This window comes from Allocoprobacillus halotolerans, assembly GCF_024399475.1.
Lineage (GTDB): Bacteria > Bacillota_I > Bacilli_A > Erysipelotrichales > Coprobacillaceae > Allocoprobacillus > Allocoprobacillus halotolerans.
In genome coordinates, this window is the sequence record NZ_CP101620.1 from 247,786 (window position 1) to 270,775 (window position 22,990).

The 22,990-nt window shown below is 28.5% G+C and carries 29 protein-coding genes and 1 pseudogene; 12 read left to right on the forward strand and 18 right to left on the reverse strand.

Going from position 1 to position 22,990, the window contains the following annotated elements; all coding sequences use genetic code 11:
• Positions 1-127 precede the first annotated feature (127 nt).
• Positions 128-1,255 carry a lysozyme family protein gene (locus NMU03_RS01515; protein ID WP_290140679.1) on the reverse strand — a complete coding sequence of 376 codons (1,128 nt, stop codon included), beginning with the start codon at positions 1,253-1,255 and terminating at the stop codon, positions 128-130.
• Positions 1,256-2,091: 836 nt separating this feature from the next.
• On the opposite strand from NMU03_RS01515, the gene NMU03_RS01520 reads away from it, so the two are divergent.
• Entirely contained in the window at positions 2,092-2,655 is a 564-nt protein-coding gene (locus tag NMU03_RS01520) for a hypothetical protein (RefSeq protein ID WP_290140680.1), read from the forward strand.
• 933 nt (positions 2,656-3,588) lie between these two features.
• Here NMU03_RS01520 and NMU03_RS01525 read toward each other — a convergent pair.
• From NMU03_RS01525 to gpr, 7 genes are all read right to left on the reverse strand, one after another.
• Entirely contained in the window at positions 3,589-3,849 is a 261-nt protein-coding gene (locus NMU03_RS01525) for a type II toxin-antitoxin system Phd/YefM family antitoxin (RefSeq protein WP_290140682.1), read from the reverse strand.
• Positions 3,850-4,268: 419 nt separating this feature from the next.
• Positions 4,269-4,520, reverse strand: coding sequence for a hypothetical protein (locus tag NMU03_RS01530; protein ID WP_290140684.1), 252 nt, complete (start codon positions 4,518-4,520; stop codon positions 4,269-4,271).
• Positions 4,521-4,589: 69 nt separating this feature from the next.
• Entirely contained in the window at positions 4,590-4,745 is a 156-nt protein-coding gene (locus tag NMU03_RS01535) for a hypothetical protein (protein WP_290140686.1), read from the reverse strand.
• A 630-nt stretch (positions 4,746-5,375) separates the two neighbouring features.
• Positions 5,376-5,684, reverse strand: coding sequence for a hypothetical protein (locus NMU03_RS01540; protein ID WP_290140687.1), 309 nt, complete (start codon positions 5,682-5,684; stop codon positions 5,376-5,378).
• Positions 5,681-5,923: a stage II sporulation protein P gene (locus NMU03_RS01545; protein ID WP_290140689.1), complete on the reverse strand. Its 243-nt coding sequence runs from the start codon at positions 5,921-5,923 to the stop codon at positions 5,681-5,683. Before NMU03_RS01545 ends, NMU03_RS01540 begins: the two co-directional genes overlap by 4 nt.
• A gap of 32 nt (positions 5,924-5,955) precedes the next feature.
• Complete coding sequence (locus NMU03_RS01550; RefSeq protein WP_290140690.1) at positions 5,956-6,390, reverse strand: stage II sporulation protein P; 435 nt, start codon at positions 6,388-6,390, stop codon at positions 5,956-5,958.
• Positions 6,391-6,477: 87 nt separating this feature from the next.
• Positions 6,478-7,347, reverse strand: a complete 870-nt coding sequence (gene gpr, locus NMU03_RS01555; RefSeq protein WP_290140692.1) for a GPR endopeptidase — start codon at positions 7,345-7,347, stop codon at positions 6,478-6,480.
• 218 nt (positions 7,348-7,565) lie between these two features.
• Between gpr and rpsT the strand changes: the two genes are divergently transcribed.
• The 6 genes from rpsT (at position 7,566) to NMU03_RS01585 (ending at position 10,622) form a co-directional block, all read left to right on the forward strand.
• Positions 7,566-7,829 (forward strand): 30S ribosomal protein S20, encoded by a 264-nt coding sequence (gene rpsT, locus NMU03_RS01560; protein WP_087358107.1) that lies wholly within the window; start codon positions 7,566-7,568, stop codon positions 7,827-7,829.
• A gap of 102 nt (positions 7,830-7,931) precedes the next feature.
• The gene (locus NMU03_RS01565) at positions 7,932-8,240 is read left to right on the forward strand and encodes a DUF6442 family protein (protein WP_290140695.1); all 309 of its coding nucleotides are present in this window, start codon (positions 7,932-7,934) and stop codon (positions 8,238-8,240) included.
• Between the two features lie 17 nt (positions 8,241-8,257).
• Positions 8,258-8,575 carry a DUF6442 family protein gene (locus NMU03_RS01570; protein WP_290140698.1) on the forward strand — a complete coding sequence of 106 codons (318 nt, stop codon included), beginning with the start codon at positions 8,258-8,260 and terminating at the stop codon, positions 8,573-8,575.
• 3 nt (positions 8,576-8,578) lie between these two features.
• Positions 8,579-8,797 (forward strand): helix-turn-helix transcriptional regulator, encoded by a 219-nt coding sequence (locus NMU03_RS01575; RefSeq protein ID WP_290140699.1) that lies wholly within the window; start codon positions 8,579-8,581, stop codon positions 8,795-8,797.
• 50 nt (positions 8,798-8,847) lie between these two features.
• Positions 8,848-9,702, forward strand: a complete 855-nt coding sequence (locus NMU03_RS01580; protein WP_290140700.1) for a gluzincin family metallopeptidase — start codon at positions 8,848-8,850, stop codon at positions 9,700-9,702.
• A gap of 11 nt (positions 9,703-9,713) precedes the next feature.
• A complete protein-coding gene (locus tag NMU03_RS01585) occupies positions 9,714-10,622 on the forward strand; it encodes a M3 family metallopeptidase (protein WP_290140702.1) in 909 nt (302 codons plus the stop codon).
• On the opposite strand, the gene NMU03_RS01590 is transcribed toward NMU03_RS01585, so the two are convergent.
• The 3 genes from NMU03_RS01590 to NMU03_RS01600 form a co-directional block, all read right to left on the reverse strand.
• Positions 10,571-11,104, reverse strand: coding sequence for a DUF6512 family protein (locus NMU03_RS01590; protein ID WP_290140703.1), 534 nt, complete (start codon positions 11,102-11,104; stop codon positions 10,571-10,573). The genes NMU03_RS01585 and NMU03_RS01590 overlap by 52 nt on opposite strands.
• A 92-nt stretch (positions 11,105-11,196) precedes the next feature.
• Positions 11,197-11,937 (reverse strand): hypothetical protein, encoded by a 741-nt coding sequence (locus NMU03_RS01595; protein WP_290140705.1) that lies wholly within the window; start codon positions 11,935-11,937, stop codon positions 11,197-11,199.
• Entirely contained in the window at positions 11,883-12,398 is a 516-nt protein-coding gene (locus NMU03_RS01600; RefSeq protein WP_290140707.1) for a hypothetical protein, read from the reverse strand. The genes NMU03_RS01595 and NMU03_RS01600 overlap by 55 nt, the downstream gene beginning before the upstream one ends.
• A gap of 166 nt (positions 12,399-12,564) precedes the next feature.
• Between NMU03_RS01600 and ispG the strand changes: the two genes are divergently transcribed.
• The gene (ispG, locus tag NMU03_RS01605; RefSeq protein WP_290140709.1) at positions 12,565-13,626 is read left to right on the forward strand and encodes a flavodoxin-dependent (E)-4-hydroxy-3-methylbut-2-enyl-diphosphate synthase; all 1,062 of its coding nucleotides are present in this window, start codon (positions 12,565-12,567) and stop codon (positions 13,624-13,626) included.
• A gap of 64 nt (positions 13,627-13,690) precedes the next feature.
• Here the strand turns inward: ispG and NMU03_RS01610 are convergent, their stop codons facing one another.
• Together NMU03_RS01610 and tig are read right to left on the reverse strand one after the other, a co-directional pair.
• Positions 13,691-13,903, reverse strand: coding sequence for a hypothetical protein (locus tag NMU03_RS01610; protein WP_290140711.1), 213 nt, complete (start codon positions 13,901-13,903; stop codon positions 13,691-13,693).
• A gap of 282 nt (positions 13,904-14,185) precedes the next feature.
• Positions 14,186-15,139 carry a trigger factor gene (gene tig, locus NMU03_RS01615; protein WP_290140713.1) on the reverse strand — a complete coding sequence of 318 codons (954 nt, stop codon included), beginning with the start codon at positions 15,137-15,139 and terminating at the stop codon, positions 14,186-14,188.
• A 124-nt stretch (positions 15,140-15,263) separates the two neighbouring features.
• Between tig and NMU03_RS01620 the strand changes: the two genes are divergently transcribed.
• Complete coding sequence (locus tag NMU03_RS01620) at positions 15,264-15,524, forward strand: hypothetical protein (RefSeq protein ID WP_290140716.1); 261 nt, start codon at positions 15,264-15,266, stop codon at positions 15,522-15,524.
• Here NMU03_RS01620 and NMU03_RS01625 read toward each other — a convergent pair.
• Both NMU03_RS01625 and NMU03_RS01630 read right to left on the reverse strand, forming a co-directional pair.
• Positions 15,497-16,360 carry a deoxyribonuclease IV gene (locus NMU03_RS01625; RefSeq protein WP_435372921.1) on the reverse strand — a complete coding sequence of 288 codons (864 nt, stop codon included), beginning with the start codon at positions 16,358-16,360 and terminating at the stop codon, positions 15,497-15,499. The two genes, NMU03_RS01620 and NMU03_RS01625, sit on opposite strands and share 28 nt — an antisense overlap.
• Positions 16,344-17,729, reverse strand: coding sequence for a DEAD/DEAH box helicase (locus NMU03_RS01630; protein WP_290140717.1), 1,386 nt, complete (start codon positions 17,727-17,729; stop codon positions 16,344-16,346). Before NMU03_RS01630 ends, NMU03_RS01625 begins: the two co-directional genes overlap by 17 nt.
• 187 nt (positions 17,730-17,916) lie before the next feature.
• Between NMU03_RS01630 and NMU03_RS01635 the strand changes: the two genes are divergently transcribed.
• Together NMU03_RS01635 and NMU03_RS01640 are read left to right on the forward strand one after the other, a co-directional pair.
• On the forward strand, positions 17,917-18,273 hold the full coding sequence (locus tag NMU03_RS01635; protein WP_290140719.1) for a hypothetical protein: 357 nt from the start codon (positions 17,917-17,919) through the stop codon (positions 18,271-18,273).
• Positions 18,274-18,887: 614 nt separating this feature from the next.
• On the forward strand, positions 18,888-19,223 hold the full coding sequence (locus NMU03_RS01640; RefSeq protein WP_290140722.1) for a hypothetical protein: 336 nt from the start codon (positions 18,888-18,890) through the stop codon (positions 19,221-19,223).
• Here the strand turns inward: NMU03_RS01640 and NMU03_RS01645 are convergent.
• Together NMU03_RS01645 and NMU03_RS01650 are read right to left on the reverse strand one after the other, a co-directional pair.
• Positions 19,216-20,739 (reverse strand): MutS-related protein, encoded by a 1,524-nt coding sequence (locus NMU03_RS01645; RefSeq protein ID WP_290140724.1) that lies wholly within the window; start codon positions 20,737-20,739, stop codon positions 19,216-19,218. The genes NMU03_RS01640 and NMU03_RS01645 overlap by 8 nt on opposite strands.
• Positions 20,740-20,834: 95 nt before the next feature.
• Positions 20,835-21,077: a hypothetical protein gene (locus NMU03_RS01650; protein WP_290140726.1), complete on the reverse strand. Its 243-nt coding sequence runs from the start codon at positions 21,075-21,077 to the stop codon at positions 20,835-20,837.
• A gap of 525 nt (positions 21,078-21,602) precedes the next feature.
• On the opposite strand from NMU03_RS01650, the pseudogene NMU03_RS01655 reads away from it, so the two are divergent.
• Positions 21,603-22,342 (forward strand): annotated as a pseudogene (locus NMU03_RS01655) (4-hydroxy-3-methylbut-2-enyl diphosphate reductase).
• A 48-nt stretch (positions 22,343-22,390) separates the two neighbouring features.
• Here the strand turns inward: NMU03_RS01655 and NMU03_RS01660 are convergent.
• Positions 22,391-22,954 carry an MATE family efflux transporter gene (locus NMU03_RS01660; RefSeq protein WP_353956648.1) on the reverse strand — a complete coding sequence of 188 codons (564 nt, stop codon included), beginning with the start codon at positions 22,952-22,954 and terminating at the stop codon, positions 22,391-22,393.
• Positions 22,955-22,990: the final 36 nt, after the last annotated feature.

Sequence of the window (22,990 nt, forward strand, 5' to 3'; positions counted from 1 at the left end):
ACCTAAAGAGGAAATGATTATATGGATGAACATACTATATTTTCAAATCCTCTTTTTTGATTATTTGTTTTTATACTAAATCATCAAATGATAATCCATTTTATTGCGTACAAGTTTGTTACTATACCTAAATATTTATTCCAAAGCCATAAAAAACATTTGTAGTTTTTAAGTATATATTTTCTCTGCACTCATCATTACTATTTCCTTCAACTGTATAAATATAATTGTCATCAATTTTTTCTACTATTCCTACATGATCTGGATCATTATCCTGATTCCAGTCAAAGAATATTAAATCACCGCTTTTTGGAATATAATTTCCTGTTTGCCATTTACCTTTGTTTTTAAACCATGCTATTCCATCTTCAACTCTTGAAAACTTTGGAATGATTACATTCAAATCACCACTTTCATTTGCAGACCAAGATACAAATATAGCACACCATTCTACATGTTGATCAAATCCATACCACTCCCAGTATTTTCTTCCACCAACATTACCCACCTGTGATTTTGCAATTGAAACAATGTCACCGTTGCCTAAATGATAGCACCTTAAAACGTGTTCCACATAATCAGGATCACCATACACTTCTACCTGTAACTTTGATTTCATCTCATCTGAAAACACTTTTGCGTTGGTTCTGGTATAGCCGTTAAAATGTTCTATTGCCCATTCAATGTAGCCATTTCCAAAATTATATCCCTGCAATGCAAGTGAGATATTTTTCATGTCTGATACATTATTGACACCTGCTCTTTTCATGCAATCTGATAAATAATGTACACCACAGTCAATTGAGTATTCAATATCCTTTATTCCTTCAGGAGTATTTGGATATTTTTTATTATATGGACATTCAGATGACTGCATTGGATCACTTCCTTTTCCACCACTTTCCTGCATCATGACAGCTTGAATCAAAGGCACATAATCTGCAATATCATATTCCTTTGCATATTTTTCTATAAGCTCTGTATGTTCAAGAACTTCACTAGAATCATAAAGTGTACCATTCTCTGCACTTGAATCATCAGAAAGTGCAGAAAACACCCCAATGAAAAGTGTAATGACCAATAAAAGAATCAAACCAGTTCCTATTGTAATGATGTTGTTGATGCCTGATATTGTTTTTCTGATAACATTGAATGTTCCTTTAAACATTTGCGATGGTGAAAAGGTCATCTTCTTTATAGAGAATGATTCATCACTTCTTCTTTTGATATTTTTCATGTATTTAGAAAAAAACAATGATTTCATCTGCTGATTATAATGATTGAATTTTTTTATATTCTATCTTTGTTTTTATATAAATTTATTTAACAATATTTTAGATTTAGAACTTATATTATCGATTAAAGCTCTTTTAATTTCTTTTATACTTTGCATCATATATAATATCATCATGTATTTACCTTCGTTTTATTGCATTATTAAACTTAATCCAGAAAAAACATTAAGAAATGATAGATAGAGTTTTACAAGTCGTCATATTCAAGAAATGCTACTTTAATAACTTGTGATATAATTTTAAAATACTATAAAGCTTTTAGATAACCTTACTTAAATATTCATTTGAAATTTGTTGTTATAAATTTTAGAAATCATCAGATTATCCATATTATGGTTTAGGATACTTTGTAATCGTCAATATAAATATTAGGGCTATTTGTATTGATGGTTACAATGAAAATTTTCCAAAATTGATGTATCTCATTCTATAAAAATGCATCTTAAACAAAGTTTATTGTAAATATAGCGTGATTGATATAGTATTTAAGTAGAAATATATTTGATAATAAGTTTAGATTACTAAAAATTTTTTTCAGAAAGAAATGATTAAAATGGGAATCATATAATATAATAATTATGTCATCTGTTAAAATGAGAAATTTTTAAATAGACATATGATTAAATTCAATAATTCGAATAATGTACAAGCCAATTTCCTTTTCGTAATTCATCATAAGATTTTAATGAAAGCGAAATTATTTAGACAGTAAGAAGGGAAATATTATGAAAAAATTTAAATTATCAACATATATAATAAATTAATCACACTAAGTTTAATATTAACTTTAACTGTAGTGTCATCACCTGTATCTGCATTAGCAAAAGACGATGTAATACACTCATATTCTTCATATACATTTTCAGATGAGGAAATCGAACAAGCAATTAATGAGCAAATTAATAATCAAGTTTCTCCAATGATGGATGAATATATGTATGAATATGTTAATATAGGTACAAAAACAACTAGTAAATCACCATATTATAGAGCGGCTAATCAACCAATAAAAAGAGTAGTTTTCGAAACTAGCGCTGGTAGTATTAATTGGAAAGATACATCTACTGTTGCAGCCACAGTTTCTTTATCTGTTTCATTTCCAGTAGGTAAAGGTTCTATATCTGTTGGTATTACGCCTGGGCAAAGAGTTACATCAGGAACATACTCTTACTCACCTCAAATTAAACCATCACAAGTAGGAAAGCATGTTTTATTATATGTCGCAAAAGATTTTAGTGTACAGCACTTTGCTGTATATCGCTATATGAAATACTCTGGATCATCAACAAAACAATTTTATAAATATGAAGATTTTAAAACGCTTTCATCAATCTATTTTGATATAAGAACAGTTAGTTAGGCTTTCAAAATATGAAACAAAAAAATAAAATAATTACTGGCATACTATTATTCACTACTATAATTATTGTAATTTGTTTAAGATTATACTTTAATTGTAATAAAAACAATTCACAACAACTTCTACAAGGAAATTATGTAGAAGTGGATAACAGTAAAAGTTATTTTAATCTTAATTTAAATGAACAGACTATTGAATATTATGATGGAGAAGAGTACTTTCAATCAAACATTCAATTTTTGAATAAGAGTATTCTCACGACAAAAATAGCTCCATTTGGAAAATGCATATTAGTTGCTGAAAACAGAAATATAAATTTAATAATGTATAAAAATAATGATTATGTAATAGTTGTATTTTCATTTAGAGGTCCAGAATTTATTAAAATTGAACACCACTAGTGGTTAAAATTGTAAAACAATACTTTATTAGCCTGTTATTATAATCAACAAATTAAATTACATATAATTCTATTGTTAGATTTTTAAAGCAAAATAATTATGATTGAAAAGAAAATTCGCTATATAATTATATTGTTACAAAAGAAAAATCTTAAAAAATGTTGGCTTAATAAAAAACAGTAAAATACTGGCATTATAAAATGCAATGAGGATTTGATATTAAAAAATTTCGAATCCTTTTTAAAATCCTATGCGAAGAAGTATCTTGTTTCATTCTCCTCATTCTATTTCTTATTCTTCAAACTTATCAGTTTCAAAGCTAATATCGTAAACAAGATTATCATCAATATCAAATATCTTAATTAGAATTTTTATTTGTAGTAATAGGCAACGAGACAATGAGATTATAACAAAAAATAAGGAGCAGAAACTTCTCATAATATTTTAAAGGTATACCCTCGACCCTACAATTATATAAATTACCCAGATGTTCAATCTATCTGTTTTTTTGTCATGTTTAGTAATGACGATATTATAACTCATATCTTATTTTCATGTCACTTAGTGATTCTTTTGCATCCCTAGTCTTTCCTTCTACCTTTTGTTTTTCAGAAATCTCAATATCAGAGTACATTTCTTGATTCATTATTATCTTTTCATATAATTCCATGCTCATTATAACCATATCTACACATCCGTTTTTTGTAACAAATATTGGTTCATCTATTTGGTGACACTTTTCTGAAATATCTGCTGTATTTGCCAACTCACTCATTGTTATACTATATGGCATATTTTACCTTAATAAACAAAAGGCGACTAGTCGCCTTTTTAAATGTTTAGCAGTTGTCTCTGCACTGGAGCAAGTTTTAGATCTTTGCTCCGACCAATTGGATATAGTTTTTTAAGGTTTCCATTTCGACCTATTCTTCACCATTATCTTATCATAAATACTAAAAATATCAACTATTTATCATATGTAAAAAGATAAGCACTATTCTTCGACTTATTATAATTATAAAAATATTGTTTTGATTCCTTGAACTCTCTAGAAATATCTCTTTCATCATAGGATGAATAAACATAATTCTATTTTTTCATTGATTATCTTTTCTTATAATTATAGCTACTATTATAATAAAAACATTCCTACATCAAAAAAATAAAATTTCTTGTCAATGCAAAAAAAGAATCAGTTCGTACAAACCAATTCTATCTTACTTTTAATTTTGTATTTGATTTTACAAATCTACAATCTGAAATAATAACGACTCCATCATCAATCATGTATCCAAAATCAATGCCTTTTATAATAAAATGTCGAATACAATCATCGTTTGCTATTATTGCATACATTTTTGGATTAAGTTTCAAATGACTGATGACTGTTTTTAATTGTTGAGAAAGTTTTATCTTGTTTTCTTTTAAAAATAAGAAAACACTCTTATCAATAACAACTTTCACTTTATAATCCTTCTCTTTCTAGAAGTTCAAGAAACTCTCCATCTGAATATGCTTTTGCTTTTCCTTCTTTTATAAGATGTGCTTTTTCTTCACACTATTTTCAAATTTATACATTTCTTTTTCTACTTCATCATTATATATATCTATAATGATTTGTAAAGTTTTTGTAGGAATCAGCGATACACCATCTAAACTAGGAAAATCATTGATATTTATCTTATCCATATTCATGCCTCCTTATCGTTTTATTATACATCAAATCACAATTTATGTCATTAAGATATATTTTTGACTTTCGCCTTTTTTGCATTCATTTTTTGGGTTATGTCCTGTTTTTTATAGGCATAACTTTTTTCTTGTTTATATATCATCTTTTGTGTTTTTAGCCTCTTTTTGTTATAACTAAAAAAGTGTAATCTGTTTAGTATTTTTAACATCTTTTCAGTTTACATAACTTTTTTTGTGGTATACTATAAGCGGAGTACAAAGAGTAATTTCTATACTTACTCAAAGAGAACTGTTGGCGCAGTTCTCTTTTTTCATGACCTTACGATACCTATTCTTACTTACATAATTCCTTGATTATAAGATGTATGCAAAAACAGATGAGACTTTTCAATTAATAAATTTTTCTTATTTTCATATTAGCAACTTTTGTTATTGAAAACAACATAGATTCATTTTATATACTCATTATCTTCATTAGCTACTTTTTGTCCAATAAAAACGTAAAATCCGTTTTTATTTTCTATATAAAATGATTACACTCGCTATTTTTGAAATTATCCACAGAATTCTCGTTTTTATTTTCTAAAATATATTTCAAAATCTATTTCTTGCATCTAAAAAAGACTACTATAAAAGTAGCCTAAAAGAAAAATCAAATAAAAACAAGCTAATAAAATCAGAAAAAATTTCAGCAAAAAACTCTATAACACTCACACAAATTTGACTTGTTGTTTTCATCAAAGATGATACTTGATTATCAGAAGTATCTTGTAAAGTCACTGGAGATTGTATTTCTTTTTGTAATGAAATATCTTCTTCAAACTGATCTATTTCTCTTTCAAATAAAGTCTGTGACACCTGATGATCACCAAAAAATAGATTGATGACACATATAAGAAGTAAAACACAACATAAATCTATCCAAAACTGTTTCATGCACTTAAATACTCATCTAAAACCATTGCTAAAATATTTAAAGAATTTTGTACTTCTTCATATGTGTTTTCATTAGCTCCAACTTCTATCAACATCATATTATCAGTAACACCCTGATTATAATGACTTTGCTTTAAATAGACACCTCTACAAATCTTAGGAATCTTCTGATTTAACATTGTTGATAATTTCTCACATCTTTTATTCACATCACTATAATTGGAACTTCCTTTTCCCACAACAAACATCAATTTTGCATAGTTTTTATTATCTACTGTAATCGTAGATAAACTTTTTTAATTGAATCTCGATGAAAATCAATCACTAAATCATATTTCCCATGTTCATTGACAGCTTGTGTTAAATATTTTTGAGAAACAGTATATGATTTTGCATAATCTATATGATTTTTTGTTTTATATAATTCAAAATCAGTTGTTTCATAATCGACTTCATAACCTCTATTCTCCAATAATTTCATCAAATAACGACTCCCTTCTTTCACTGACTGCGTTGCATATTCTTCACCTTGATGTGTATTATAAATATAAATGGATTTTCCATTTAATTGCTTTTTGACATTTGTTGTGGTTAAAGAAGATACAACATTTTCTACACTTTCACTATAAATACTCTGAAAAGGAAGATTCAACAAAATAACAATCACAACAATGATCTTTAAAATGATTTTCACATTCTTATTCATCAAGCCTTCCCCCTTTCACTATACAATGAAATATATGCAAAAAAAGTTATATTTAGTACACAAAAAGGAAATTCCTCAAAGAATTTCCTAATAAGTTAAATCATTAATACTTGTTGATAATAATTTTGATAACATTTCTATATCAAAATCAATTTGTTTATCACTCATGACAAACTGTTCTTCAATAGGATTCAAAACTTCATTTAATAACTGAATCCTTTTTTGTTCATCTAGTTGCCCTATTTCTCCTAAAATCAAACGTCTTTGAACTTCATTTAATCGTCCTTCATAACGTTTCCTTTTCCCAACCTTTAAAGCCGTAGATGGATCAAGTGATTCTTTAAAATAACCCTCAAGTAAATTATAAACATCACTAACAAGACTGGAAACATGGATAACAGTTGGTACACCAATGGCTAATACTGGTACACCAATTGTCATTTCACTCATATTTTTACGAAGATTACCAATACCACTACCTGGATAGATTCCTACATTATTCATTTGAATGACACGACATATCTTTTCATAACTTTGAGCACATAAGGCATCAATCGCAATAACTAAATCTGGTTGAAATTCTTGGACCAATGCTAATAATACATTTGCTGTTTCCATGCCACTATGCGCCATGACCCCTGGGGCAATACACATCGTATCATAATATTGATGACGATGTCTTTCTTCAATAGGATAATGATGGGTTGCTCGAATCTTATGTAGAGTCCTTGGACCAATCGCATCACTTGTTAAAGTTTGATTCCCTAAACCTATAAATAAAATAAGGGGATCAATCTTTTTTACTTTTTCTTTAATCAACAAAGATAACTGTTTTTGAAAATGCTTGGATATTGTTTGATAATCCTGGTAATCTGGAAAACTAATTTCTATGTATTTGCCAATATCATGAGGATAAAGTGAACTGGTCTGTAAAATCTCAAAAGTTTCAATTGTCACATTGCCATCTTTTTTGTGTGTGTTTATAATCCTTATCTTTCGTTGCATAAGCTAATGATTCTATCGCTAAATCGCTACGTGTATAATATTTATTCATACTCTCACCATAATAAGCATTGCCAAAATAAAAAAATCTAATCAATTATCAATAAAACATTGCATTTATCATCTATTTTTGATAGAATAACAAAGCATAAGTTAAAGCGAGGTGAAAGATAATGGCAAACATGAAACAACAAATCAAACGTTATAAAAACGATAACAAAAAACGTTTAATTAACAATTCTTATAAAAGTGCTTTAAAAACAGCAATCAAAAACGTAAGAGCTGAAGTTGAAGCTGGAAATAAAGAAGCTGCAGTTGCTGCTTACAATGTTGCAGCATCAAAATTAGATGCTTCAGTTAGCAAAGGAATTCATCATAAAAACTATGCTAGCAGACAAAAATCTAAATTAGCAAAATTAGTGAACTCTATCGCTTAATGAGATAGAGTTTTTATTTATTTTCTATGTCAAGTTTACTTGACATTTTTTTATTTCAGTCTAAAATATAAATGTAAAGAAAACTTGACAAGAGGTGATATAATGAATAAAGAAGATATTCTGCGAAGCAGTCGTCAACAAAGCAATAAAGAATATATCCAGTTCTTAGATTCAAAAACGATTCCTATGATCATATTTATTTTTATCATTCTTTGCATAGGAATGATCATTCTTTCTTTTTTCTCTCCTTATCAAAAGGATATTTTCTACACAACAACGACCCTACTCTTTACATTTTTAACAGTCTATTGTTTGGCTAGTTTTTATTATTTCCGTCGTTCTATTTATTTAATGGCATCCATTTTTTTACTATCTTATGTGTTCTATCTTTTATTTCTTTATGGACAATGATATGGTAGGTGATCAACATGAATAAAGAAAAAGTCCTTGCTTTTTATCGTTATGAAAAAGACGAACGTTTATTACAACTTCATGGAAAAGCCTTACGAAGTGGTTTTACAGCTTTTATCATTCTAAGTATTTCTCTTATTTTCTTTTCATTAGAATTACAAAATATACCAACCATTTTCTATACCATTTATATTTTGATTATGCCCACTATTATTATCACTTATGGTGTCAAAGCTTATATTGAAAAATCTAAATTATCACTCTTTATAAGTCTTTTATGGTTACTGATTATAATCATTAATGGCTGGCGTTATATCAGTGTATTATTGGGGTAAATCATGAATCAAAAACTTGTTTTTAAAAATCATCTCAAAGAAATGCGAAATGCAAAAGGACTTTCACAAAGTGAATTGGCATCAATGGTGGGTGTTTCTAGACAAACAATTTCTTCAATAGAAAATGGACAATTCAATCCTACAGCAAAATTAGCACTCATCTTGTGCATTGCCTTAGATCAAAAGTTTGAAGATATATTTTATTTTGAGTTATCCGTTTGACTTTTTTATAAGTTCATTCTATCATAGATATAAAGTTAAAGGAGGTCATTATGGAACGTCAAAGTATTGATATTAAAGATACATGGGATTTATCACGTATTTATCCTAGCAACAAAGAGTTTTATACAGATTTAGAAAAAGCAAAAGATTTATTAACATCTTTGCTTCAACAAAAGGATACATTTTTAGATAATGTCCAACAGTTTTTACAATTTCATCAAGATGAAACAAGATTATCACGTTATATTCAAAAATTACATTGTTTTGCACATTTACATTGTGATGTAGAACCACAAAATCAAGAATATCAAACAATGTATGCAGCGATTTTATCATTCTATGATCAAGTTTCTTCATCATTAGATTTTTATACTGTGATGATGATTGAAAACAGTGAAAAAGTGACACAGTATTTACAAGATGAACAGTTAAGTGATTATCGCTATGCCATCAATGAGGTTTTACGTCAAAAGAAACATGTTCTTTCACAGGATTTAGAAACATTAGTATCAAAAACATCAACGATTGCAGATGTTTCTTCTCAAGTCTTTGATGCTTTAAGATTGGACTATGATCCAGTTCATGTCAATGGAGAAGAAAAGTTTTTAAATAGTGCTACATTAACTGAGTTCTTAAAAAATAAAGATGCGAATGTCAGAAAAGAGGCTTATCATAACTTTTTTAAGGAATACAAAAAGTTTGAAAATGTTTATGCCGCAACATTATCAGGTGTCATGAAAAAAGATGCTTTTTATGCAGATGTCAAAAAATTTGATGGACCATTAGAAGCAAGTCTTTTTGATGATAATGTCCCAACATCACTATTCTTTAAAATTTTAGAAAAAGCCAATCAACAATATCGTCCTTTATTTCATCGTTATAATGCATTAAAGAAAAAATTCTAAAATTAGATACTATGTATAACTATGATTTAAATATTCCTTTAGTCAAGTATAACACGAAAAAATATACGATTGATGAATGTTTTGATATTATCCTAGATGTTGTTAGTATCTTTGGTGATGACTATGTCAATATTATCAAAAAAGCTAAAGAAGAAAGATGGATTGACTACTATCCCCATGCTGGTAAACGTGTAGGGGCATATTCAAGTGGATGTTATGACACTGATCCATTTATTTTAATGAACTTTATCGGTGATTATAATTCACTTTCAACTATGATTCATGAACTTGGACATAGTGCTCATACTTATTTATCATGTCATCATCAATCACCTGTTAATTGTGATTATCGTATTTTTGTGGCTGAAGTGGCTTCTACAGTAAATGAAACTTTATTGATTAATTATATGCTTGAACACGCTTCTTCGCCAAAAGAAAAAGGCTACTTCTTGTATGAACTTTTAGAAAATTGTGTAGGCTTAATTTTTAGACAACCAATGTATGCAGATTTTGAACATATCCTACACACATGGGCTAAAGAAGGACAACCAATGTCATCACAAATGATTACAGATTTGTATTATACAAAGAATGCTGAATATTATGGACCTGATATCACAATGGATCAATATGTGGGATATTCTTGTTATTACATTCCTCATTTCTATTATAATTATTATGTTTATAAATACACTTTAGGAATGACGGTAGCTTTAGCTATTGTTTCTCGCTTACTTCAAGGCGATACAAAACAAAAAGAAGCTTATTTAAACTTCTTAAAATCTGGTGGCAGCAAAGATCCAGTTGACCTTTTAAAAGATGCTTTAGTTAATCCTTTAGAAGACCAACTATACGATGATGCTTTCCATTATTTCGAAACTATTTTAAATGAATTTGAATCAATCATTGAAGCAGTGTAATCGCTGCTTTTTCTTCTTGAAAAAAGTAAACCCAATGGTTGAAAAGTTCCTAAAATCATCAAGAAAATAAGAATGATTAAGACAATAATACTGATTTTCCAAGTCTTTCCTTGACTCTGACGATAAATAGAATAAGAAACAAGATTACCAACAATGATGGAAATCAACAACAATACAATGTCAAAAATCAAACTTTCAATGCCTAATTCATATCTCACAAAATAATATATCAACACTAATGTTAATAATCCACTGATAATACCTCCAACTACAGCATTCATATATTTTCTAATATCTGGTTTTTTTATCCCATACAAAATGAAATATCCAAGTAACATTGGATATACTAAAAGTTTTAAATGCTCAAAAATACTTTCATTAATCGGTGAAAGAATCGCAATCAAAGGATAAGGGAAAAAATCATATAGGAAATGTAAAAGAGTACCAAATAAAAATTCTAAAAAAGATAGAATTAAAATCATATACATCACCATTTTAATATATGACAAGGTTTATTAAATGATGTATCAACTTATAACTTATTTATTCAAATCCTATTTTATGACATCACTCATTATAAAAATAGTAGACAAATCAATATCATACATATAAAAAATACAAAAATAGTAAATTGAACACCATAAAGATATATAGCGGGATACTTTTGATTTTCATCATAAATGCCTTCATGTTTTTTCAAATAGAATTGAATACGACGTAAATATTGTCTTTTGATTTCTCTTATACGTGTTTTTAAAATCGTGTAAAGTGCCCATAAAAATGTCATGCAAATACAAAAAGAAATCATCATAGCAAACTCTAAATCTAGAGTTGCATAATAATTAGAAATTGGAAAAAAACAAACAATATCATAACAAAAATCAAGACAACTATACAATACATGACCAAAAGGTATAACATCTAATACTGTTTTGAGTCTTAAATCATTGATAGCCTGAAAATTTTGATAATAAAAAATTAATATCGCTAGAGAAATATATATAGGCATAGAAAAAGCTCCGACAATATTTTTAATTGTATTTGTTATTGTTCTAAAGATAAGAAGTGCTTTTTCTTGATGTGTTAAATCTTTAATAGTACCTTGCTTGGAATCATGATTTTGAGCAAGCATTAAATATGACTGATAATAACGTTCAAAAAAATCATGATGATGTCTTTGATGAATACGTTTTTCAAAAGATTCTTTGATATATGCCCATGTATCATCTTGACAAGAACCTAAATAATGATAACTATTTTCTAAAGTAATCTGTAAATGAATTTCTTTCTTTTCTCTTTTTTTAAAATATTCCAAAGATATAATAATACAAAAAACAAAACAAGAATAATCGTTAAACCTAAAATACAAAACATTAATGGTGTTGAACGATCTGAAAAATCAATATTTTCTATTGAAAACGAAAAGAAAGTTTTCAAAAAAGATAATCCTAAATCACTAAAAAATTGATAAATATTTTTAAATGAATCATTCATTGCGAAAATATATCCAATCAAAGTGGCACAGATAAAAGAACCAGATATAATAAATAGAAAAGAAAATAAAATCCAACCACTAGCACTTAATACTTTTGTTATTTTTTGAATAATCTCTTCATAATGATATTGAAATGTTTGTATTTTTGTCTTATTTCTATTTGTTATTTCAAGATAAATATCTTCTAAATCATTAAACTCCCCTATATCTTTTAATCTTTTATAAAGTTCATCTACAATATGTTGATCTTTAAAATCCATAATATCTTTTAAATCAACCATGATTATCCCCTCCTTTGTTTAATATAACATATTTAAAAATAAAAATCTTAAAAGTCACATGATTGTGTAATTTTATGTCAAATAATGCATTTTTCTATAATCCTCAACAACTCATTTATTTTTAACTTCACTTCGTGTATAATAAAAAAAGAAACGAGGTAAGATTATGTTAAGAACACAAACAAGATCATTTCAAGTTGGAACTTTAACAATGGGTGGGAATAATCATGTTATTATTCAATCCATGTGTAATACCAAAACAAAAGATATTCAAGCAACTGTCAAACAAATTCATGAACTAGAAAAAGCAGGTTGTGAAATGATAAGAGTCGCTATTTTTGATCAAGAAGATGCATTAGCGATTAAAGATATTAAAAAACAGATTCATATTCCTTTAATTGCTGATATTCACTTTGATTATCGTTTAGCTTTATTATCAATCGAAAATGGGATAGATAAGATTCGTATTAATCCTGGTAATATTGGTTCTATGGATAAAGTCAAAGCAGTTGTAGAAGCTTGTCAAAAACATCATATTCCTATTCGTATTGGGGTGAATGGTGGATCTTTAGAAAAAGATATTTTAGAAAAATATGGAAAACCTACTGCTCAGGGTATGATTGAAAGTGCTAAAAAACATGTAGATATTTTAGAATCACTTGATTTCCATGACTACGCAATTTCTTTAAAGTCTTCTAACACCTTATTAACAATTGAGGCTTATACGCTTGCTAGTCAAACCTTTGATTGTCCTTTACATATTGGTGTCACTGAAGCTGGAACAAAATTAGGTGGAACAATTAAATCAAGTTTAGGTATTGGCACACTTCTTTATCAAGGAATCGGTAATACTATTCGTGTATCTTTAAGCGCCGATCCTGTAGAAGAAATTAAAGTTGCGAAAACTTTATTAAAAGAGTTAGAATTAATCGATCATGTTCCTACTCTTGTTTCATGTCCAACATGTGGACGTATTCAATATGATTTGATTCCAGTCGCTAATGAAATTGAAGATTTTTTGAATAACATTCATAGCGATATTACAGTTGCTATTATGGGATGTGCCGTTAATGGTCCAGGTGAAGCCAAACATGCCGACATTGGTATTGCTGGTGGTGTCAAAGAAGGACTCCTTATTAAAAAAGGAGAAATTATTAAAAAAGTCAAACAAGAGGATATGGTTGAAGTTTTAAAAGAAGAAATCTTAAAAATGGTTGAAAAGCAATGACAGAAAACGTCATTGCTTTTATCTCTTTTGTATCATCATATCTTTTTTCTAAAATCATCCATTTTTAACCTAAAATACGCATCATAAGATAAGTCACTATAAAACCAACAATTCCTGCCCCAACTGCCATAAAGATCTTTTGATAAATTCTTTTTCCTTCTTCTCTTGCTTTTTCAATATCACTTAAATTTTTACCATCCATAAAAGCAACAATTTCTTGATATGTTTGAATATCATATTTCTTTTTGTATTTTTCAACTTGCCACGCATAATACAAACCAATTATCCATAAACAACCCATAATATCAAACCATATAATTTCAAAAAGATGACAAGTGGTGCTAAGCTCATAAATATAATAATAAACAAAATGGCTAATACCATACTATTTTGATAATCTAATTTGTTACGGGGTTTTCCAAAACGAATAAGTTTTATGGGAAATCTCTTTTTTTGTTTTCTCTTATACTAGTTTAAAAGCACGGGAAATTCTATAATGGTATTATCAGAATATGTCTTCTGAAATCTATAGAAAGAAAAAAGATGACATTTGCCATCTTTATTCCATAATAAATTTTGCTGTATTTAAAATTAATTGACTTGCTTGAATACGGTTTAAATCACGTCTTAAACCTTCTAAATCAATTTTTTCTAAAACATCTTTTTTATCCATTTGATATTGTTGTGCCATCAAATCGACTTGACGATCAACATCTTCATCACTTGTTGTTAAGCTTTCTACTTTGATAATTTCATCGATAATCGCTTCAAAAACAGCTTGTTGTTTAGCAGCTGGCATTAATTGAGCATGTAATGCATCTTGATCCATTCCCATCATACTTAAATATTGATCCAAAGTCATACCTTGTCCAGCAAGTTCATTTGATACATATTGAACATGTTGATCTAAAGCTCTTTGAATATCAGCATCTTCCACTTCAACATCACTGTTTTCGATAAGTACACCTAAAACTTTATTTTCTTTTTCAGCATTTAAAGCTTGAACATTTTGATTTTCAAGACTTTCTTTCACTTTGTTTTTAAAACCTTCTATTGTTTCAACATCAGGAATTTGGAATGATTTCACAAATTCTTCATCTAATTGTGATTCTACTTTAGAAGCAATATGATGAACAGTCACTTGGAAGACAACATCTGCTCCAGCTAAATCAGCTGCTCCATAGTTTTCAGGGAAAGTTAAATTTAAATCTCTTGTTTCTCCCTTTTCCATTCCAATCATTTGTTCTTCAAAACCTGGAATAAATGCTCCTGAACCAATTTCTAACTGATAACCTTCAGCAGTTCCACCTTCAAAAGCCACTCCATCTTTTAATCCTTTAAAATCAATTGTTGTGACATCTCCATTTGCAACAGGTCCTTCTTTTTCAACCAATTGACTTTTTTGTGATAATAAACGTTGAATTTCTTGTTCAACATCTTGATCACTGACTTGACGTGAAGAAATTTTCACTTCAATACCTTTGTAATTTCCTAATTGATTAACTTTACTCATAATTCTATCCTTTCTTTATAAAACGCTCATATTTTATCATATTCTTTATCCTATCTTCAAGCCTAATAAAAGAAAGTGTTCTATTTTTTCATAAACTTCATAGGATATATTTAAGGAGGCAATTATGAGAAATCAAAATAATGAGTATATTTCAAGACTAAAATTAGACGACTTTCAAGTTCTCTTAGAAGAATTTGATATTGAATTAAATCAAACAACCCAACAAAGCATTTTAAATATGATTAAAAATAATCAATATGCTTTAGCTCATGAACAATATCATTTTGTTTTAGAAAACTATATAAAAAAATTGACAAGTGAATTCACTTGTCAAAAAATATTAATTTTATTAAACAGTTATTTTAAACCATTATTAAATGTTTGATGTTTCAACATCTCTATTTCTTCACGATAAGGTGCTTTACCATCAATATAAGGTGTTTCAAGAATCTTTGGAACATCTTTTAATTTAGGATGATGGACAATCATATTCAATGTTTCAAAACCAATATGTCCATAACCAATGTTTTCATGACGATCCTTATGTGCACCTCGTTCATTTTTAGAATCATTTACATGCACAACCAATAAACGATCTAGTCCTATCTTTTGATCAAATTCTTCTAAAATATCATCAAAATGTGTTAAATCATAACCTGCATCATGTAAATGACATGTATCTAAACAAACACCTAATAATGAAGATAGTTGAGTATGTTCAATCATATATTGAATTTGATCAAACGTTTTTCCCATTTCACTACCTTTACCTGCCATTGTTTCTAAAGCAATATGCACTTTTTGATCTTCACGTAAGACTTCATTTAAACCTTTCACAATCTGTTGAAGTCCTGCCTCATCTCCAGCTTTCACATGAGAACCAGGATGTAAAACCAAACGACTGACTCCAATTTTTTCGCATCTTTTGATTTCTTCTTTTAAGAAACGAACAGCAAGTTCATATGTTTCTGGTTTAATGGTATTGGCTAGATTGATAATATAAGGCGCATGAACAACTACATCATCAATTTCAATATGATGTTCTTCCATATAAGCTTTGGCTTCATCAACACGTAACTGACTGATAGGTTTACGAGTTGTATTTTGAGGAGCACCAGTATAAAACATAAATGTATTCGCATTATATGATACAGCTTCTTTCACAGAACCCAATAACATCTCTTTTCCACTCATGGAAACATGACTACCAATCTTCAACATTATTGTGCCTCTCTTTCTCTTTTTCTCTTTGTGCTTGTTTTGCACGTTCTTTCTTCTGTCTTCTGATATCTTGTTTAATAATCGCACGTTTTTCTTTTTGGACCATTGCTTCAATCTGTCTTTTACGTTTTTTCTTATATCCAGGTTTCACTTTTGTAGGTTTTCTGACAATCGCTGAAATCTTCTTTTCTAACTCTGTTTGATGTTTCACACGTGTTTTACGTTTTTCACGTTCTTTGGCTTGTACAAATTGTTGTCCTTTTAATTCCTTAACCTCAAAATGAATCCCTTTTCTTTCCAATTCTTCAACAATCTTTTGATTCGATGTATCATACATATTATAACATTCACCCGTATATTTTCCACGTCCACAACGTCCACTACGATGAATATAAAAATCTAGTTCACTTGGAAATTCCATATTAATAATATGGCTGACACCATCTATATCAATACCTCTTGCTGCAATATCTGTAGCGACAATATATTGATAATCCATATTTTGAATACGGCGCATCATCTGTCGTCTTTCTCTTGGCTCTAAATTCCCATGAATTTCTCCTATCTTGTATCCATCTTCACGTAACTGATAACTTAATTTTTCTACTTCTTCACGTTTATTACAGAAAATAATACAAATATAAGGATCAATCACTTTCATAACACTCTTCAAAACCTCATAACGATTACGATGTTTTGTAGGGACTAAATAATGAGAAATATTACGTGATGTAGAAAGATGTTCATCGATTTCAATAATCTTTGGCGCATCCATATATTTCTTTAAAAATGGTCTTAACATCTGTGGAATAGTTGCTGAAAAGACAAGCATTTGTAAATTGTCTTTCATTTTTCCTAGTACGGCATCTATATCTTCTAAATAACCATATTCTAATGTCATATCTGCTTCATCAATGACAAATATATCTGCTGTCGTAATTTTTAAAGCCTGTTCATCTAAAGATAAATCTTTAATTCTTCCTGGTGTTCCAATGACTAAATGAGGTTGAACGTTTAATTTAGAAATCGTTTTTTGTTTGTCTTTCCCACCAATAATTAAAGAAACTCTTAAATCTTTATTAAACTCCACAAAGATTTTTGCTTGTTCATAAATCTGTTGTGCCAATTCTCTTGTCGGTGCAGTAATAACGGCTTGTACACAATCTAAAGATGTGTCAATCATATCCATAATAGGTATTAAAAAAGCATGTGTTTTCCCTGTTCCTGTTTGTGAAATACCAATCACATCACGATGTTTATAAACAAGTGGAATCACTTCTTTTTGAATCTTTGTTGGTTCTTGAAAATGTAGCTTTTGTAATGTTTCTTTTACAAAAGACTGAAATTGATAGTGTTCAAATAATTTCATCTTTTATCGCCTCCTTTAAGCCATATGATTATACACTAAAACTTATAAAAATGCAAAAAACTTTGATAAATTCTGTTTATTTTTCATTCATTTATATATTATAAAATAAATAAAACATTTTATTTTTCATTGGTATCTTTAAGTATATCAGCTATAATATATGTATATATTCGAAAGAAGGATGAACATGAACCAAAACACTTTTCAACAATATAAACCTGCAAAAAATATCTTAGAACAATTACAATATTTGAATGAAAAAAAGCGAGTTCAATTCAATGAGATGAACAAAGAAATGGCAGAAAATAAACTATTACAATACAATTACATTAATGTCATTACCCCATTTAAACATAAATTTGCTAAATTAGATAAAAAGAAAGAAGTTGAAAAAATCAATGGAAATCACATATACGAAAAAGATGTTGAATTTAGTGAATATTATCATTTTTTCATTGATGAAAGAAAAAATATCCAATTATTATTAAAAATATACTTAATTTTGAAATACATTTTAAATCAATTGTTGCTTACCATATTTTAACATCATACAATATAAATAATTCTGAACAACTAGAATTATTTCTTGGAATGTTAAAATTAAAGTTTGCTTTTTTAGAATCAAGATATAATCAAAAAAGAATTGAACATATGAATAATCACTTAAATCATTTAAAAGAAAATATATTTAAATACGCTGATATATTGTTTCTTTGATAGAATGTGTTTAGGAGATATGCTAACGATTTTTACATGTCTTGACCACCATATACAAAATACTATTTTTAAAAATTTAAAAAAATTCGATATGACATTTCATGTTGATAAAATTCCTGATTTTATTAGTAAAGTATTCTGCCTCGTATCAATCAGAAATTGTGTCATGCATTGTAATAGTTTAGAGATACTAATCAGATTTTATAACCCAAAAACACATGAACTAAGAACAAAATCCGATCGAAAAAAATATTTAAATATGATTAAAACACTAAGTATAGAAAAAACTCACGACTAAGCGTGAGCAATCTTTAGCACCGTGTGCCATTTACATATCTATTATATGCAAATTTTTTTAATTATCAACAAAAATATTTTATTCTTTTTGACTATGTATCATCTTTTTCTTTTTCACATATTCTAATAGTGGAGGTGTTCAACATGTATCCACAATATCCACCATATGATTTTTATCCTTATTATCCACCAATGATGTATCAAAAACCATCACTTTTACAATCTATGCGTTATTCACTTCATCAAATGAATCTTTCTTCAACAATTCAGACAGCCCAAAAAACATTGTATACGGCTAATCAGTTGATTCCTATTATTCATCAGTTACGTCCTGTTTTACACAATGCAAAAACTGCCTTTCGTGTTGTCAAAGCTGTCAAAAGTATTCAATTAGATGACATAGATGAGGATATTGATAAAAATGTTCAAGTGGAAACACAAACATTTGAAAATATGTTACCCATAAGAAAGCCTAGTTAGGCTTTCTTAATTGATTCAGAATATTTTCATCATATCCATAGATTTCTAATAACGCTATGGCATTACCTACTGAACAACGCCCATGATGAATTTTATAATCTAAGTAAAGTTGTTGATCTTGAATGGGATCACGGAAACAATACTGATCAATATCATCAAATTTTTCAACCAATGACAAATCATGTGTTGTCACCAATGTTATTGAAGATGTTTGAAATAAATAAGTTAATATCGCCTGTGAAATCAATACACGTTCTTTTTCATTCGTTCCTCTTAAAATTTCATCAATAAAAATGAGACAATCTCTTTCTTTCACATCATCTATCATTGATTTTAACGTTTTAATTTCTTTAACATAATAGCTATCTCCTGATTCTAGATCATCTTTCATGTGAATGGCACTATGAATTGTAAAATCATAACATGTCCATGAACTTGCAAAGCATGTATGCAAAGTTTTCGCCATCACCATATTAATACCAATCACCTTTAAAAACGTTGATTTTCCTGAAGCATTAGAACCGGTAATCATGCAAGAACGAGAAGTTGTAAAACTGTTTTTAACAGGTTTTTCAATAAGTGGGTGATAAGCATCTTCAAAAGATAAAATTCTTTCACTAACAAATTCTGGTAAACATGTTTCATAACGTTCACGTACTAAAATCACACTTAAAGCTAAATCGGCTGTTCCTATATATTCATAAATCGTCAACATATGTTGTTGGAGTTCTTCTTGATGTTTTAAAAGTATAAAATATTGATGTAAAGATAAGAAGAAAAAGCTTTGAATGGTTTGTGTGAAATAAAAGACATCTATTTTTGATATTTTATAAATGATTCTTGCTAATAATGTATAGCGTTTTGTTTTTTGAATAAGAGGTTTCAATGATTGAATTTTCGATTCAGGAAAAACTTGATGTTTTAATAAATGAGAAAAGGCTTCAATCATATAACAATAACTCATTGTTTCTTCAACAATTGTATGTGTGCGTTGACTAAAATAAGTATTCAAAGCAATCATCAAACCAATATAGAGACATAATGGAAACAAAATCATCTCTCCTAATATGAAAGCACCAATTATAAAAACAATAGGTCCAAAAGCTAAAATTTGAATTAATCTTTTTTGCCATAATGAAAAGACATCAGTATGATCAAATAATCCTAAACATGAATCATATTCTTTGCTTAATTGGTATAAATGATATAAAGCATGCGATAAAATATCAAGATCTTGATAACGCTGAACCATTGTTTCTAATAATTCATTATCACATTGTCGAGATACCATACGTCCATACATATATTCTCTACCTATATTTGTATAGGTATAATCACATTTTTGTAAAACTTTAGATAATTGAAAATCATCTATTTCCTGTTGTGTTATTCCTTTTTCTTTTAATTTTTTTGCATATTCCTCGTTCCATTCTACATCTGTCTTTTCAATTTGATAATGATAAAGCTGAAACAATCTTTTATGCATAAAAACATTCCATAATCCTTTTAAAATCATAATAATTACCAGCATCAATATAATAATCGTCCAAATTATCTACATAAAACTTCACCTCACCTTGATTTTACAGCTCTTCCCTTGGGGTAAAGCAACTATTTTTTGAGTTTTTGATACATTTTATATAAAAAGACACGAAAAATAACAGAAAAATGAATCGCTAAAAGACCACTCATCGCAGTTAAAGCAACAACAGATGTCCAAACTGATTGATGAAATGATAATAAGGCATAGACAAAAACTGCAACTCCTACAATCAAACGTTCAAAAGAAAGGATTGAAGATACTTGTGATTTTATATTTTTTAATTGTTTTGTTTGATCGAATTGAAGATTCAATTCTTCTAAACTTTGATTTTCAATAATTCTTTTTTCATATCATCAATATATTGTAAAGAAGTTTCTATTTCAAAAATTTGTTTATCATATTCTGCTTTCTTCATATCAAAAATATCATAGCGATGACACAATAAAATATCTCTCTATATCTTTTTGACTATAAACACGATTAACCATGTTGATCTTTTTGAGGTTGAATTAATCCTTTTTGTTCATAAATCATCATGGCTTTTTTAGAAATATTTAATTGTTTTGCAACTTGTTGGATATACATTCATTCTCACCTATTTCCATTATATAAAGAATTCTTCATCCTTACAAGAAATTATGATACAATAAGCCTGAGGTGAAAGTTTATGCAAGTCAAAGCCATTACGCCAAGAGGTTATTGTAAAGGGGTTGTTCGTGCAATTCAAATCGCAAAAAATACCCAAAATGAAAAAAACCAATTTATATTTTAGGGATGATTGTTCATAATCAATATATTGTTGATGCATTAGAAAAAGAGGAATTCAAACGATTGATATTCCACATTTAACACGTTTAGAACTATTAGATCATATTCAAGAAGGAACGGTGATTATTACAGCCCATGGAGCAAGTGATGCAGTGTTTCAAAAAGCCAGAGATAAAGGATTGAATGTTATTGATGCTTCATGTTTAGATGTGATTAAAACACACGATCTCATTAAAGAACGTTTACAAGATGGTTATGAAATCTTATATATTGGAAAAAAGGGCATCCTGAGGCTGAAGGAGCTATTTCTATTGATGAACAAAAAGTCCATTTGATTACGAGTAAAGCTGATTTAGAAAAAATTCCTTTCAATAAAAATTATGTGATGACGAATCAAACAACAATGTCTTTATATGATGTTTATGATTTATGTGAGTATGCCAAAACAAAACTTCCCCATATTCAAATAGAAAAAGAAACTTGTCAGGCAACTCAAATTAGACAAGAAGCTATTAAAAATATGGACGAAGATATTGATATTGTGTTTATTGTTGGTGATCCACATTCTAATAATACGCAAAAACTTGCCAGTATTGCCAGTGAAAATAAGGAAGTTTATATGATTGAAAGTTTAGATGATTTAGATATTCAATGGCTCAAAGGAAAAACAAAAGCAGCTGTTTCTTCAGGAGCATCGACACCTACTTATTTAACAAATCAAGTCATTGCTTTTTTAAAACAGTTTGATGAAAACAATTCTCAAACTTTTGAAAAACAACCAATAGATCTCTCAAAAATTCTTGATTAAATGCATGATTTCATGCATTTTTTCATTAAAAAAGTTTCCCAAAGGAAACTATTCATCAGGTAACCATTTAACTTTGTAATAATAAATGATAAACATAATAGCAGCACTAATCCATGTGACAGGCCAGCCAAAGAATACAAAGAAAACATCGTTGGTTATTTTAGTGACAATTGCTAAATAAATCTGTCTTAAAATGACAAAGTTAAAAACCATAATATACATAGGGATTGAAGATTTCCCTGCACCTCTTAAAACCCCATTGTAAATCTGTATAATTGGAAGTAATAAATAACATGTAATAAACGCGTATAACATTTTCCATCCAGCTTCCACAACAGCCTCGTCACTATTAAAGATACGAATAACATCTTTACCAAAGAAGAATAAGAAGACTGCCATTGCACCTACAACTGCAAATGTCATTGTTAATGCAATCTTTGAGCCACGTTTGACACGATCATAACGTTTTGCACCAATATTTTGTCCCACAAATGTTGTAATTGCCATATTAAAACTTTGAAGTGGTAAATTGACAAAGCCATCAATACGAATCGTTGCTGAATATCCAGCCACAACATCAGACCCATATGCATTGACATAGGATTGCACCACAACATTGGATAAGGATACAATACTTTGTTGTAAAGC

Bases quoted from the DNA above. Each gene is read 5' to 3' on its own strand.
- NMU03_RS01525 (WP_290140682.1), bottom strand. From the start codon at position 3,849: ATGCCATATAGTATAACAATGAGTGAGTTGGCAAATACAGCAGATATT.
- NMU03_RS01535 (WP_290140686.1), bottom strand. From the start codon at position 4,745: ATGGATAAGATAAATATCAATGATTTTCCTAGTTTAGATGGTGTATCG.
- NMU03_RS01540 (WP_290140687.1), bottom strand. From the start codon at position 5,684: ATGAAACAGTTTTGGATAGATTTATGTTGTGTTTTACTTCTTATATGT.
- NMU03_RS01550 (WP_290140690.1), bottom strand. From the start codon at position 6,390: ATGAATAAGAATGTGAAAATCATTTTAAAGATCATTGTTGTGATTGTT.
- rpsT (WP_087358107.1), top strand. From the start codon at position 7,566: ATGGCAAACATGAAACAACAAATCAAACGTTATAAAAACGATAACAAA.
- NMU03_RS01565 (WP_290140695.1), top strand. From the start codon at position 7,932: ATGAATAAAGAAGATATTCTGCGAAGCAGTCGTCAACAAAGCAATAAA.
- NMU03_RS01570 (WP_290140698.1), top strand. From the start codon at position 8,258: ATGAATAAAGAAAAAGTCCTTGCTTTTTATCGTTATGAAAAAGACGAA.
- NMU03_RS01575 (WP_290140699.1), top strand. From the start codon at position 8,579: ATGAATCAAAAACTTGTTTTTAAAAATCATCTCAAAGAAATGCGAAAT.
- NMU03_RS01580 (WP_290140700.1), top strand. From the start codon at position 8,848: ATGGAACGTCAAAGTATTGATATTAAAGATACATGGGATTTATCACGT.
- NMU03_RS01585 (WP_290140702.1), top strand. From the start codon at position 9,714: ATGTATAACTATGATTTAAATATTCCTTTAGTCAAGTATAACACGAAA.
- NMU03_RS01590 (WP_290140703.1), bottom strand. From the start codon at position 11,104: ATGATTTTAATTCTATCTTTTTTAGAATTTTTATTTGGTACTCTTTTA.
- NMU03_RS01600 (WP_290140707.1), bottom strand. From the start codon at position 12,398: ATGGTTGATTTAAAAGATATTATGGATTTTAAAGATCAACATATTGTA.
- ispG (WP_290140709.1), top strand. From the start codon at position 12,565: ATGTTAAGAACACAAACAAGATCATTTCAAGTTGGAACTTTAACAATG.
- tig (WP_290140713.1), bottom strand. From the start codon at position 15,139: ATGAGTAAAGTTAATCAATTAGGAAATTACAAAGGTATTGAAGTGAAA.
- NMU03_RS01620 (WP_290140716.1), top strand. From the start codon at position 15,264: ATGAGAAATCAAAATAATGAGTATATTTCAAGACTAAAATTAGACGAC.
- NMU03_RS01625 (WP_435372921.1), bottom strand. From the start codon at position 16,360: ATGTTGAAGATTGGTAGTCATGTTTCCATGAGTGGAAAAGAGATGTTA.
- NMU03_RS01630 (WP_290140717.1), bottom strand. From the start codon at position 17,729: ATGAAATTATTTGAACACTATCAATTTCAGTCTTTTGTAAAAGAAACA.
- NMU03_RS01635 (WP_290140719.1), top strand. From the start codon at position 17,917: ATGAACCAAAACACTTTTCAACAATATAAACCTGCAAAAAATATCTTA.
- NMU03_RS01640 (WP_290140722.1), top strand. From the start codon at position 18,888: ATGTATCCACAATATCCACCATATGATTTTTATCCTTATTATCCACCA.
- NMU03_RS01645 (WP_290140724.1), bottom strand. From the start codon at position 20,739: ATGATTTTAAAAGGATTATGGAATGTTTTTATGCATAAAAGATTGTTT.